At 41.0% G+C, this 12791-nt stretch carries 13 protein-coding genes; 10 read left to right on the top strand and 3 right to left on the bottom strand.

Annotation, left to right across the window (positions count from 1 at the left end; translation table 11 throughout):
* Positions 1-78 precede the first annotated feature (78 nt).
* The 8 genes from AB9H30_RS14340 to AB9H30_RS14305 all read left to right on the top strand — a co-directional run bounded on the left by AB9H30_RS14340 (position 79) and on the right by AB9H30_RS14305 (position 7518).
* Positions 79-372 carry a hypothetical protein gene (locus tag AB9H30_RS14340; RefSeq protein WP_371195385.1) on the top strand — a complete coding sequence of 98 codons (294 nt, stop codon included), beginning with the start codon at positions 79-81 and terminating at the stop codon, positions 370-372.
* Between the two features lie 173 nt (positions 373-545).
* Positions 546-746: a PspC domain-containing protein gene (locus AB9H30_RS14335; protein ID WP_371195384.1), complete on the top strand. Its 201-nt coding sequence runs from the start codon at positions 546-548 to the stop codon at positions 744-746.
* 47 nt (positions 747-793) lie between these two features.
* Complete coding sequence (locus AB9H30_RS14330) at positions 794-1780, top strand: DUF2333 family protein (protein ID WP_371195383.1); 987 nt, start codon at positions 794-796, stop codon at positions 1778-1780.
* Positions 1781-1784: 4 nt separating this feature from the next.
* Positions 1785-2537, top strand: coding sequence for a TIGR04219 family outer membrane beta-barrel protein (locus AB9H30_RS14325; RefSeq protein WP_371195382.1), 753 nt, complete (start codon positions 1785-1787; stop codon positions 2535-2537).
* A 102-nt stretch (positions 2538-2639) separates the two neighbouring features.
* Positions 2640-4439, top strand: coding sequence for an assimilatory sulfite reductase (NADPH) flavoprotein subunit (locus AB9H30_RS14320; RefSeq protein ID WP_371195381.1), 1800 nt, complete (start codon positions 2640-2642; stop codon positions 4437-4439).
* Positions 4439-6160 carry an assimilatory sulfite reductase (NADPH) hemoprotein subunit gene (gene cysI, locus AB9H30_RS14315; RefSeq protein ID WP_371195380.1) on the top strand — a complete coding sequence of 574 codons (1722 nt, stop codon included), beginning with the start codon at positions 4439-4441 and terminating at the stop codon, positions 6158-6160. The genes AB9H30_RS14320 and cysI overlap by 1 nt, the downstream gene beginning before the upstream one ends.
* Positions 6144-6890 (top strand): phosphoadenylyl-sulfate reductase, encoded by a 747-nt coding sequence (locus AB9H30_RS14310; RefSeq protein ID WP_371195379.1) that lies wholly within the window; start codon positions 6144-6146, stop codon positions 6888-6890. The genes cysI and AB9H30_RS14310 overlap by 17 nt, the downstream gene beginning before the upstream one ends.
* 319 nt (positions 6891-7209) lie before the next feature.
* Positions 7210-7518: a hypothetical protein gene (locus AB9H30_RS14305; protein ID WP_371195378.1), complete on the top strand. Its 309-nt coding sequence runs from the start codon at positions 7210-7212 to the stop codon at positions 7516-7518.
* 105 nt (positions 7519-7623) lie between these two features.
* Here AB9H30_RS14305 and AB9H30_RS14300 read toward each other — a convergent pair whose 3' ends face one another.
* A complete protein-coding gene (locus AB9H30_RS14300) occupies positions 7624-8760 on the bottom strand; it encodes an acyl-CoA desaturase (protein WP_371195377.1) in 1137 nt (378 codons plus the stop codon).
* Positions 8761-8874: 114 nt separating this feature from the next.
* On the opposite strand from AB9H30_RS14300, the gene fabR reads away from it, so the two are divergent.
* Positions 8875-9480 carry an HTH-type transcriptional repressor FabR gene (gene fabR, locus AB9H30_RS14295; RefSeq protein ID WP_371195376.1) on the top strand — a complete coding sequence of 202 codons (606 nt, stop codon included), beginning with the start codon at positions 8875-8877 and terminating at the stop codon, positions 9478-9480.
* On the opposite strand, the gene trmA is transcribed toward fabR, so the two are convergent.
* Positions 9473-10576 carry a tRNA (uridine(54)-C5)-methyltransferase TrmA gene (gene trmA, locus AB9H30_RS14290; RefSeq protein ID WP_371195375.1) on the bottom strand — a complete coding sequence of 368 codons (1104 nt, stop codon included), beginning with the start codon at positions 10574-10576 and terminating at the stop codon, positions 9473-9475. The genes fabR and trmA overlap by 8 nt on opposite strands.
* Positions 10577-10691: 115 nt before the next feature.
* Here trmA and AB9H30_RS14285 point away from each other — a divergent pair, with 115 nt between their 5' ends.
* Positions 10692-11843, top strand: coding sequence for a DUF5610 domain-containing protein (locus tag AB9H30_RS14285; RefSeq protein ID WP_371195374.1), 1152 nt, complete (start codon positions 10692-10694; stop codon positions 11841-11843).
* A 49-nt stretch (positions 11844-11892) separates the two neighbouring features.
* On the opposite strand, the gene AB9H30_RS14280 is transcribed toward AB9H30_RS14285, so the two are convergent.
* The gene (locus AB9H30_RS14280; RefSeq protein WP_371195373.1) at positions 11893-12387 is read right to left on the bottom strand and encodes an RNA recognition motif domain-containing protein; all 495 of its coding nucleotides are present in this window, start codon (positions 12385-12387) and stop codon (positions 11893-11895) included.
* Between the last annotated feature and the right edge of the window lie 404 nt (positions 12388-12791).

Raw genomic sequence — 12791 nt, 5'->3', positions numbered from 1 at the left:
AACGCCACTATTTGGCAATGCAAAGGAAGTAGCTTGTAGGCTAGTCCTTTTCAATTACTAAACTTTTGAGGAATGATCATGAATATTAAATCCACTATTATCGCAACGACATTAATTGTGGCATCTGCTTTATCAGCACCCGCTTTTGCTCAAGATAATGCTGTCAATCAGGTGTTGACCGGCATGGTAAAGCAAGCTTTTAGTGCGGCATCCAATGAAATTGAAATACAAATTGATAAAACCATTATCACCGCCGGCAATATGCTTTCTTTAAACAACGAAGATGCAAAGGGTGAAGTTACAATCACGGATATTGTCAACGTAGAAACGAGCAAACCAGCAAAGCAAAAAGTCGAGTCAAACGAAGAGTAATCAAATAAGTCCAACATAAGAGGAATATTTGTATGTTAATCCACATGAATTTGCTCAGCTTAGCGCTATCACCCGTTCTATTTTATTTGGGGAGTGCAGCTTTTGTTGTTCTGCTTTCCCATTTAAAGCTGTTGAATACAGATAAATAAATTAATTTAATAAGGTTTAATATTATGAAAACAGTATTTAGTAATGCAAGATTGTTCCGTGATGCCTCCAGTGCAATGATTGCTGGCGTTTGCTCAGGCGTAGCAAAACACTTTGATGTTAATCCATGGTTAGTCAGAGCTGGAGCGATCATCGCCTTTACAATTCTGCCGTTTGCTGTGGCCTTAGCATATGTTCTGGCGATACTTTTATTGCGATATCGATAGAGACACAGGTACACTAGCCTCAGTAGCTTTATAAAAATGGAAAAGTCATGAATTTAAGTACGAAAAGTATTTCAGCGGTCATAGTTGCCATCATGCTAATCATTGGTGCTGTTGGGTTTTGGTGGGGATTTGAACCAGATACCTTCGATGTGAACGATAAAGCTAGGGCCGTCGCTCAACAAAACAATGAGCGTGTGGTTACCGGTTATACCACTGCAACGGCACTTATTTCCGTCGTCGATACCATGTTGAATAAATCTGGTGGCTATCTTTCTAATGACGTGATGCCCCCAGGTGTGCTCATGGATAATATCCCAAGTTGGGAGTTTGGGGTGCTTGAGATGAGCCGAGACCTTGCGCTCGCCATGCGTCAAGATTTAAGTCGCTCACAATCTCAATCTCTCGAAAACCCCCAATTGATTAAGGTTCAAACAAGTCTAAGTATTGATAGTCAGCGTTGGATGTTGCCGTCTTCTGAAGGTGAATATGAGAAAGCGCTAAAAGAACTTCGAATTTATCGATCTGAGTTAAGTCGATTAAGTGAAACAAATAGTCAGTTTTATGCGCGTGCCGACAATTTACGAGATTACCTCAAGCAAGTTGAAAAACGCTTGGGCAGTTTATCTCAGCGCTTGAGCGCAAGCGTCGGTACAGAGTCTTTTAACACTGAGCTTGCCGGCGACGCTGCTGCGCGTCAATCTACTCCGCAGTCGCAGAGAATTATCACTAAGACGAGCTGGTTTCAGCTAGACAATAACTTCTATCAAGCACGCGGAGCAAGCTGGGCGCTTCTGCACTTTTTGAAGGCAATCGAGGTGGATTTTGAGGACGTGTTGCGCAAGAAAAACGCAACCGTGAGCCTTCAACAAATTATTCGTGAATTAGAAGGTACTCAAGATCCTGTGTATAGTCCCGTTATACTAAATGGTGACGGCTTTGGATTTTTAGCGAATCATTCTTTAGTTATGGCTAATTATGTTTCTCGAGCAAACGCTGCATTAATAGAATTAACTGAATTACTGAACCAGGGATAAGAATATGAAAAAGTTTATTGCGGTTTTCGCGCTAACTGCAGCCGCGGCTCTGCCGGTCCAAGCAGATACATTGCTTGGTCTATATGTTGGTGCTCAAGGCTGGAATACTGAAACAGCAGGTGGCTTTGCACAAAATGAATCCTTAGCAACCTTTGCATTCGAAGACAAAACAAATACCAGTTTTTACGCTGCTCTAGAACATCCGATTCCATTTGTGCCAAATGTGAAATTGATCAGAACAACACTAGACATTTCAGGGGTAACCGAATTAGACGGAACCTTTACCTTCGGAGATGAGGTGTATGCCGTTAATTCTCGCTTGCAAACAACCGCCGATCTGATTACCAATGACTTTATTTTGTACTACGAACTTCTTGATAATGATGTGGTGAGTTTTGATGTTGGCATCAGCGGTAAGCAAGTTGAGGGTGATTTTTTAGTTGTTGATACAGACACTCAGCAGAGCAGCTTCGAGTCCTTTAGTGTGGTTATTCCGATGGTTTATTCACGATTTGCATTAGGTTTGCCGTTGACAGGTTTAGGCGCATATGTCGAAGGCAGTTTTTTGTCCATCGACGATAACACGGTAAGTGATTTTCAAGCCGCAATCACCTACAACTTTGTTGAAAGCCTAGCAATTGATATGACCTTGCAAGCGGGATATCGTGCTACCAATATAGATATCGAAGACTTAGAAGACATTTATGCAGACTTAGAATTTAAGGGTGCTTTTGTTGGTTTGCAGTTTCATTTTTAAAGGTTCAGCATAAAAGAGTATAAAAAATTAGTTTTAATTCTTTCAAGTTATTTCAAAAAGCCGCTAGTCTTACACCATGTAAGTAATATTAGCGGTTTTTTAATGTCGTCACAGCAAGACAAAGTTCCATTATCTCTTATTAATCAAGCTCAGCTCTCACAGATCAGTGCAGCGGTTGCCGGCTTGAATAAAGACCAGCTTATTTGGGCGAGCGGCTATTTAGCTGGCTTATCGCAACTCGGCAGTGATGCAGTGGTTTCGCAGCCTTCGGCCGTGTCCGCTAGCAATGTCGTTACTATTTTGTTTGGTTCACAAACCGGAAACTCAAAACATGCCGCTATGGCTTATGCCGAGTCCGCAAAAACATTAGGCCTATCGGCGAAGGTAGTTAGTATGTCTGACTATAAGCCGCGCAAAATTAAAGACGAAACACATTTAATTATATTTGTTAGTACTCATGGAGAAGGCGATGCACCCGATGACGCGGTGGAGCTACACGAATATTTAGGCAGTAAAAAAGCGCCAAAGTTAAACCATCTTAAGTACGCTGTTGTAGGTTTAGGGGATACTAGCTATGAGTTTTTTTGTCAAACTGGTAAAGATTTTGACACGCGCCTGAGTGCCCTAGGAGCAAGCCCGCTCATCGAAAGATTAGATTGTGATGTTGAGTATGAGGCAGAGCTAGCTGCATGGACTCATACACTTAACGATATTTTAGCAAAAGCCATGCAGCCGCAAACAACAGAGATTGCGGCACCCGCGGCATTGGAAAACCCTGCCTATGCGGCCATTTATACAAAGCAAAAGCCATTTTCGGCTGTGCTTAGCGAAAGTTTAAAGATCAGCGGCAGAGATTCAGTGAAAGATATTCGTCACATCGAAATTTCGCTTCAAGACTCAGGTATTCAATACCAAGTAGGGGATGCTTTAGGGGTGTATTTCTTAAACAGCCAAGCGGTGATTGAGCGAATTATCCGTGCTACTCAAAATGACGCAAATGACAAGGTGCTTATCAAGGAACAAGAATATTCTTTGGCTCAGGCTCTGGCTGAACAACTCGAACTCACCTTGAGTTATCCTGGCTTTGTGAAGGCATACCAAAAAGCTAGCGATGATACCTCGCTGTTAGCCTTACTAGCGGATAGTAAGGCCTTACGCAGTTTTTTGGAAGAGCGCCAAATTGTTGATATCGTTGAGCAATTTCCTGCTGACATTCCGGCTCAGTCCTTAGTTGATGCGCTAAGGCCGCTCACCCCAAGACTTTATTCCATTGCTTCAAGTCAAGCGGAAGTTGAGGATGAAGTGCATCTAACGGTGGCACATATCGATTACCAAGCCTTTGGCTTTCAGCATCAAGGAGGTGCTTCAGGCTATTTGTGCACGCACCTTGAACAAGGCGGTGAAGTCAAAGTATATGTTGAGAGCAATGATAATTTTAGACTACCAGCTGACCTTAACACAGATATCATTATGATAGGCCCAGGTACAGGCATTGCGCCTTTTAGGGCCTTCATGCAGGAGCGCGACGCCCAGGCAGCGAGTGGTAAGAACTGGTTGTTTTTTGGAAACCCTAACTTTACCCAAGATTTCCTGTATCAAACTGAATGGCAAGGGTATCTTAAGAGTGGTTTGTTAAGCAAAATCAGCCTTGCGTTCTCTAGAGATCAAGCGAATAAAATTTATGTGCAAGATCGCATGCTGGAACATGGCAAGGAGCTTTATGATTGGTTAGAGGCCGGCGCACATTTTTATGTATGTGGAGACGCAATGAAAATGGCGAAAGACGTTGAATCTACTTTGCTTTCGATTATAGAAAAGCACGGAAATAAGTCTGCACAGGAAGCTAAACAATATCTCTTAGCGATGCGTAAAGCAAAACGATACCAAAAGGATGTTTATTAATGAGCAATGACGAAAAGTATCTTGTTCAAGGCAAATTATCAGACAATGAGCGCCTTAAGAAAGACAGTAATTTACTGCGCGGTACGATTGTGCAAGATCTCAGCGACGACGTTACAGGTGGATTTACCGCGGATAATTTTCAGTTGATCCGTTTTCATGGAATGTATCAACAAGATGACCGCGATATTCGTGCTGAACGAGCCAAGCAGAAACTAGAGCCACTGCATAACGTTATGTTAAGAGCTCGCTTGCCGGGTGGGGTAATTACACCTAAGCAGTGGATTGAGATTGATAAATTTGCGGAAGACTATTCTATTTACGGCAGTATTCGCTTAACCACACGTCAAACCTTTCAGTTTCATGGCGTTTTGAAACCGCATATCAAATCGATGCACCAAACTCTTAATGCTACCGGTATTGACTCTATTGCGACAGCTGGGGATGTAAATCGCAACGTATTGTGTACTTCTAACCCTATCGAATCGGCGGTTCATAAACAAGCGTGGGACTGGGCAGTAAAGATAAGCGAATACTTATTACCCAAAACTAATGCTTACGCAGAAATTTGGCTCGATGGTGAAAAAGTCGACTCGACTCAAGAAGATGAACCCATTTTAGGTAAAAACTACTTGCCACGAAAGTTTAAAACTACGGTGGTGATCCCCCCTCATAATGATGTGGATGTGCATGCAAATGATTTGAATTTTGTCGCAATTGCAGATGGCGATAAGCTAATTGGCTTTAACGTGCTGGTGGGTGGCGGTTTAGCAATGACTCACGGCGACAAAAGCACTTTCCCTCGAAAGGCAGATGACTTTGGTTTTATTTCACTAGATAAAACACTCGATGTGGCTGCCGCAGTTGTTTCCACCCAGCGTGATTGGGGAAACAGAGTAAATCGTAAAAATGCAAAAACAAAATACACTCTAGAGCGTGTTGGTGTTGAAACCTTTAAGAAGGAAGTTGAAAAACGCGCTGACATTACGTTTGCACCAAGTCGTCCCTACAAATTCACCTCAAGAGGCGACCGCTTTGGTTGGGTAGAAGGGATTGACGGCAAACACCACCTAACCTTATTCATCGAAAATGGTCGGATTCTGGATTTTCCAGATAAACCGCTGAAAACTGGCATGCTTGAAATTGCGAAGGTTCACGCTGGCGATATTCGTTTGACCGCGAATCAAAACCTAATTGTGGCAGGAGTATGCTCCTCACAAAAGCAGGTAATAGAAGATATCGCTGTCAAACATAAGCTCATGCAGGCAAGTGTGTCGAAACAACGTCAAGACTCTATGGCCTGTGTTTCTCTTCCAACCTGTCCTCTGGCTATGGCCGAAGCTGAACGTTACTTGCCTGATGCAGTCAGCCAAATCGAAGCGATGCTTGAAAAGCATGGTGTTGGCAATCAAAGCATTATTTATCGTATTACTGGATGCCCTAATGGATGTGGCAGAGCGATGTTGGCAGAAATTGGTTTAGTGGGTAAGGGGCCCAATAAATACAATTTGCACATCGGAGGCGATAGAGAGGGCACGCGTATTCCTCGGCTCTATCGTGAAAACATTAGCGATACTGAAATTATGACAATTTTAGATGACTTAATTGGGCAATGGGCAAGAGCGCAACAAGAAAATGAGAGCTTTGGCGACTATGTAATTCGAGCCGGCATTATTAAACCTGTAGTAGATTCAGCAAGAGATTTTTATGACGAACTTAGCTGAAAAATACAAAGAGCAGAATAGACTTGAATCCTTAGATTTAATTAACAGCAATGCAGCACTATTAAATCTATCAGCGCAGCGAAGAGTCGAGTGGGCATTGGCGCACTTGCCAAGTGGTCAAATCGTTTCTTCGAGTTTTGGCGCGCAATCTGCGGTGATGCTACATCTATTGAGCGAAGTGGCGCCAAATATTCCAGTTGTGCTGACAGACACAGGGTATTTGTTCCCAGAAACCTATCAATTTATTGATCAATTGACTGAACGACTTAAGCTTAACTTGCATGTTTATACCGCGCCTATTACAGCAGCATGGCAAGAAGCACGGTTTGGTAAAATGTGGGAGCAAGGTGTCGAAGGAATATCAAAATACAATAATCTCAATAAAGTCGAACCTATGAAACGAGCCTTAGAAGACTTAAACGCAAGAGTATGGTTCGCTGGTTTGAGGCGAAGCCAGTCAGACTCTCGGGAAAACCTCTCTTTTTTGCAGGAGCAGGGTAAGTACATAAAAGTGCATCCAATTGCTGACTATAATAATAAGATGTTGCATGAATACATGCTCAAGCACGCTCTACCGTATCATCCACTCTGGGAAAAAGGCTTTGTTTCGATAGGGGACTGGCATACTACAAGGGCATTGGAAGATGGTATGAGCGAGCAAGATACTCGTTTCTTTGGTCTAAAACGAGAATGTGGTTTGCATGAGTTTGGCGACGGAGATGGTATATAAGTCCGCGATACTGATAGCAGTTTCCAAAAGCAGATTTTATTTTCCACTAAGGTATTTAAAAAGTAAAGTTCGTATAATTTTTTATACCTAATTATTTGTGATTTTGAATCAGCGTTTACAATAAACTAGTTAATTAAAAGGCTCTGCACTACTAAAATATGGGCTGCTGAGAAATTATTTACATAAAATAGAAAACCAACGGCTTTGTCATCTTTATTTCATCCGACTGTCATATAAATGTAATAAAACTCTGAATTCAATTGATGTCTTTGTTATTTGTATATATACTTTCATGCAACTTAACTGTGAGGAGAAATCAATGAAGAAACTAACGACGTCAGTATTGATGCTTGTTTGTTTTGGTATTTCTGCTGCTCAATCTGACACAGAGACTGCAAATAGTTTTTCTTGTATGAACAAAGAGTCATTTGAAATAAATGCATCATGCATGAGCAATAAAATTGAAAATAGCGATTCTTTTTTAAATGCACAAACTATGTTGTTTGAGCAGAGTGCAAATACTGGGCACGCAATGGCAACACTTACCATAGAGCCAGATACACTTAATATCGAAGTGGTTGCACATAAAGATGCATTCTTGGCAAAACTTCTAAATGATACGAACTAAATCATAGAACCTTATACTGAAAAGCCTCTCACTTGAGAGGCTTTTTTATGATTGCATATTTTACGTCATATTCTAAATCAGGCAGTTTGTTCGCATAAGATTTCCCTAGGCATGAACCGGCGCAGCAGTATAGTAAGCGTACAGCGATTGCCACTTTTCCTTCTGCAAGTTAAAAGATTGCTTGAGTTCTTTATATGCAAAGTCAACCTCAAGTTTCTCGTAAGACTGCTTTAAATCTTGACCTTTGTCGAGCATGAGCTTTTTCTTTGCGGAGTAATATGCTGCCATTTTATGCACTAAAATATCGTATTCAGTTTGAATTTTTGCAGCGAGCTCATCAGCGTTTGGTAGATTAACTAATTTTTTCTTGGCATATTTGAGCTGCATTTGTAGTTTCGCTTTCTCGATTCGCTCTTCAGGAGTGATTCTTAGGTTGCTGGTTAATTTAAACCATGAGAGTGATTTAATTAGCCATTTAGTAGGATCGAACTGCCACCAATGAATTCCATTACGGTAATCGTATTCAAAAATATGATGAAAATTATGGTAGCCTTCACCGAATGTAAAAAATGCTAATACGCCATTATCTCTTGCGGTGTTCGAATCAGTATATGGACGTGATCCCCATATGTGAGCAAGCGAGTTTATAAAAAACGTAACATGATGAACAATCACCAGTCGAGCGACCCCAGCGATTAATATCATTCCTAATATATCGCCATTTAACCAGCCTAATAGACCAGTGATTCCGAAATTAGCAATCAGCACGATTGGCAAGTAATACTTATGCTGCCACATGACGACTTTATCTTTTTGTAAGTCGCGACAATTTGAATAATCGCTATATGTCTCTGATTGATATTCTCTTAACATCCATCCTATATGAGAGAACCAAAATCCTTTCTTTGCGGAGTAGGGGTCTTTATCATTAACGTCGACGTGTCTATGATGAACGCGATGATCAGAGCACCAGTGCAGGATACTGTTTTGCAGAGCCATTGCGCCGCCTACCGCTAATACTGCTTTGACAATCGGGTGAGCGCTGTACGCTTTGTGAGACCAGAGGCGATGATATCCTGCAGTAATCGACATGCCGGTAAAAAAGAACAATACCACTGCCACGATGACTTCAAAACGGTCTACACCACTATGAGCAATCCATAAAGGAGCGCCGATAACAGCAATTAATGTGGTTACAACAAAAACGGCTATATTGAGAGGGATGATTGGGGGTTTTTTCACTAAAAAATTCACCTATATATTCAGCGTACAACTGTGCGCTTAATTTAACGTTTCGGGTGCTCTTTGGCAAGTTTTATATTGATAAAACTGCCGTCCTGATGTAAACATATCCGAATGAATCGACAACAACAAAAACTACAAACGCGTCAAAAAATCGTTGATGCTGCTTTCATTCTCTTAGATGAAAATAAGAGCTTTACCGCTATCAGTCTTCGTGAAGTTGCTCGGGAGGCCGGTATTGCGCCTACATCTTTCTATCGGCATTTCTCAGACATCAATGAACTAGGTCTAACTTTAGTGGATGAGTCTGGACTCGCGTTAAGGCAACTTATGCGAAAAGCGCGCCAACGCATCCAAAAAGGCGGCAGTGTGATTAATATTTCAGTCACGACGTTTATGGAATTTATCACCCAAAACAAAAATGTGTTTAGATTATTGCTGCGAGAGCATACTGGAACCTCGTCAGCATTTAGAGCGGCGGTAATGCGAGAGATTCAATATTTTACCGAAGAATTGTCAGATTATATTGTTTCACATTTAAAGCTTCCGCCAAAGGTTGCGCGTCTGCAGGCTGAAGCAATGGTCAGACTTGTGTTTAGTGCAGGAGCAGAGGCATTAGACGCAGATCCAAGAGAAGTTTCCAATATTGCAGAGCGTGTCATTGCACAATTGAGATTCGTCCAAGTAGGTGCCAGTCAGTATGGAAAAAGGCTCAGTTAGCGATGCGCCGAAGAATGACGCCAGTTTCTATATGTTCGGTAAACGGAAATTGGTCGAATAAGGCAACATGCGTGAGTTGGTGACTCACTGCTAGCGCCTTTAAATTTTCGGCCAGAGTATCAGGATTGCATGAAATATAAACGATCGTCTCAAAGCGACTAATAAGATTAATGGTGTCGTTATCTAAGCCCGCCCGAGGCGGGTCAACTAAGACCGTTGTGAATTCGTATTCGCTTAAGTTGACATCCCTAAGGCGATAGAATTCTCTGGTCTTATTGTATGCCTGAGTAAACTCCTCGCTACTCAAACGGGCAATGGTGAGATTGTCTATGTTGTTTTCGCTGATGTTATATTGAGCTGCGGCAACCGATGTCTTTGATATTTCAGTCGCTAATACTTTATGAAAGATTGTGGACAAGGGCACAGAAAAGTTACCGGCCCCGCAGTAGAGTTCTAATAAGTCCCCAGTGCCATGCTCTAGATTATTTATTGTCCATTCGATCATCTTCACATTTATTTCAGCATTAGGTTGTGTAAAGCTATTTTCAACCTGTTTAAATTTGTAGCTCTGTGAGTTTATGGAAAGTCTCTCAATGACATATTCATTTCCTAAGACTAGCTTTTGTTTTTTCGAACGTCCGATAATATTAACTTCGCCCAACTGTGATAATTGGAGTCGCAAGCTTTCAGCTTCATCTGACCAGCTCTCATCGAGGGGCTTGTGGTAAATAAGTGATACGATCAACTGCTTATTAGTACTGGCCAGGTAATCAATTTGAAATAATTTTTTGCGCAGTGCTCCATGTCTCTTTACAAATTCAATTGTGCTTTGCATCGCATCATTTATAAGTGCACAAGCCGCGGGAAGCCGCTCGACCTTATATTGAAGTTTGGTATTTTTGTCGAACATAATGTGGTAACTATCGTCACCGTCGTGCCAAATTCTAAATTCCGCTCGCATCCTATAACCTTCGGGCGTTGACTCGAATGTGGAGATGCTTTCTTGAAAAAAAGGCGACAGTAAAGACGACAATCTATTATGTTTTTCAAGTAGTTGAGCTTTGTAATCAGCCTCTAGAATTTTCATATCACTCATAACGTTCATTAGTTGCATGGCGCAAATTGTAACCTTGTAAAAAAAATTACCAACTCTTTATTAAAGAAAATTATTAATTGCCGATAACTATGCTGAGGATAGTGAGGTATCTAATATGAACACTTTAGAAATAAAGGCTGCTTTTCCTGATGTTTCAGGGAAACGTGTAGCTAATGTTTTCGAATTTAAAGATCAGCAAGGTATTACACGCGAGCGAAGCGCGGGTGCAAGTGACACCTACAGGTCAGCAAACGCAAGTGATGCAGTTGCCGCAAAAGTATTGTCGTTTTCAATCGGCCAACGATTCGAAGGCTCGCTGGCGCTTAAAAACATTGACGCTTCACAGAAGCAGAACAAACTTCAAGTTATCGACGGCTCAGCGGTGTTTAACATCGACAAAGTCGTGGATAATGTTTTAGGTTTCGTTAACGCGGCGCTTACCGAACTGTCAAAAAATGGTGCGAATTCAGATGACATAGCATATTTTAAACAGCAGGCTGTCGATGGTGTCAACTACGGTGTTGATCAAGCGAAAGAAGAGTTGGCAAATGTCAGCGATGAAAAACTCAGCAAAAGTATAGAGGACAGCCGCACGAGAATAATCGTTGGTATTGATAGCATGCCTGTTGAACCAGCGAAATATCTCAAAAGCGTTAAAGAAACTGCTAATGACGCATTAAACGATTTTACTATCCGAACGAACTCAGGGAAACCAATTGATATAAGCTTCGGCCCTAAAGCGTTTTTGAATGACCCTTCTGATAAATTTCAAAAGCAGATGTTTACAACGCAAGCATCTAATTTGTCATTTAGCGTAATGGGTGAGTTAAATAGTGATGAAGCAATAGCTTTTGCGGATCTAGCTAACCGTGTAGACGACTTAGCGAACACTTTTTACCGTAAGAACATGGAAGGTGTATATAGTAAAGCTGTTGGTCTTGGTTATGATGATAGCGGACTACTAAATTTGTCTATGCAGCGTAATGTCGCAGACAAAAAGAGTCTTACGAATGCTTATGAAAATATAAAACATCTCAATGAAAATTCAAAACTAGAAGATTTAGCATCTCCAAAAGCGGTGGCAGAATATATCGCACGTTTAATGAATGTAATGGAAACGTCTGAGCGTGAACTTGCGTCTGAACAAGACTATAATCAAGTTATTAATGGACTAGTGAACCAGATGAAGGACGTACAGGTGCCTGATTTACTTCAAGCGATAAATAGGTTCCATGCCTTCAATTCGAAATTTGTAACGGTTGAGTAAAAACACATAGCCGCTGATGGATTTACCATCAGCGGACACTGCTGAGGATTTATTCAGTTTTATCTTTAGCAGGTCTAACCTTTATTGTACGGTCCATGTACTCTGAGTCGTTAAGTTTTTCAATGTAAATATCTTGTTTTGATGCTTCTACTTCAACAAACCCAAAACCCTTGCGGCGACCAGTTTTACGATCTTTCATTAATCTAACCGACGTAACTGTCCCAATTTCTTCGAAAAGTGATTTGATGCTTATTTCATTTGCTTTATAAGGCAGATTACCGACGTATAAAGTAGTGATGCTAGCATCTGTGTTTACGGGTCTTCGTGGAGCTGGTGTGACATTTGCGATTGGCGCAGAAGTGTTACTACTAGCGCTGGTCGATAACAATGTTGGTATAGACAAAAGTAGAACCGTTATAACGACAAATATTGAGGGAATAAAAGATGAAAATGAAGATTGTAAAAATGCTTGATCGATAAAATATGCAGCAACACTGAGAATTACTGTGATGATTAAGGCGAGAGGAAGTCGAATCGATATCATGACTAGTCCTAATGTGAGTAATTAAAAATGGCATTCATTTAAAATAAAATGGAAATACCTCTAAAGTAAACAAAAAATAAACCGATCTAATATGACTTTTGGCTTATTTAGGCTGAATTTTAGCCAAAACCTACGTTTTTGCAAATTTTCTTCGATATATACTTGATCGAATATTGTTTGAATGTAGAATGCGCGCTCGCTGTCGTAGAGACTACTAGTAATTATGTAGTTCGTTATGATGTCGACTTTATTGAGAACAATAGTACAAACTTTGTACGCCTAAGTATCATAAAAGCTTGCGTTATCCAGTGTATCAAACCCGACGATAATTATTATCAAATAATTATGTGAAAAGTGTTGACACCTGAAGCGAATTGAGTAGAATTCGCATCCCGCTTGAGAGG

This window comes from Glaciecola sp. SC05, from assembly GCF_041380235.1.
Taxonomy (GTDB): domain Bacteria; phylum Pseudomonadota; class Gammaproteobacteria; order Enterobacterales; family Alteromonadaceae; genus Glaciecola.
The sequence above is the reverse complement of the archived record's forward strand: the minus strand, read 5'-3'. Positions and strand labels throughout refer to the sequence as shown.